Genomic DNA, 409 nt, shown 5'->3' with positions numbered 1-409 from the left:
AAACTGTTTCAGATGAGACGTTCACAACAGTCTTTCGTTAGGTTAATGCTAGTGAGATGGATGCTGTGAAAAATAGAAATATAATTCATGCTTTTGTTTTGAAACCAGAACTGTTGCCTTTTAGCTATACGAATTTAAAGGATCTAGTGACATCCAATATTACTAGCTACGCAATAGCCCGTGGAGTTAGCAAAACGGATGTTATAGGTTTGCAAGCAGCAAATTTACTAAGAAAATATGCTAAAAGTGGTATTCCAAATAATTTACTAGGTGAATTGCTAGCATATATTTTTTTAGAGCATGAGGATAACGCACTTAAACTCTATACCAGGGCGGAAATTTTAAAAGTCAAGCGAACAATCGATAGTGAAGGCATATATCTGAAAAGAGACCAGGGTAAAACTCAACT

Annotated in this window: 1 protein-coding gene; it reads left to right on the top strand. The window is 35.2% G+C overall.

Annotated features, from left to right (window positions below; genetic code table 11):
* Positions 1–65: 65 nt before the first annotated feature.
* The coding region (locus D1831_RS14295; protein WP_225422917.1) for a Hachiman antiphage defense system protein HamA at positions 66–409 on the top strand (344 nt) is incomplete at its 3' end.

Source organism: Lactiplantibacillus garii, from assembly GCF_003885105.1.
Taxonomy (GTDB): domain Bacteria; phylum Bacillota; class Bacilli; order Lactobacillales; family Lactobacillaceae; genus Lactiplantibacillus; species Lactiplantibacillus garii.
This window is presented reverse-complemented; position numbering and strand designations above follow the sequence as displayed.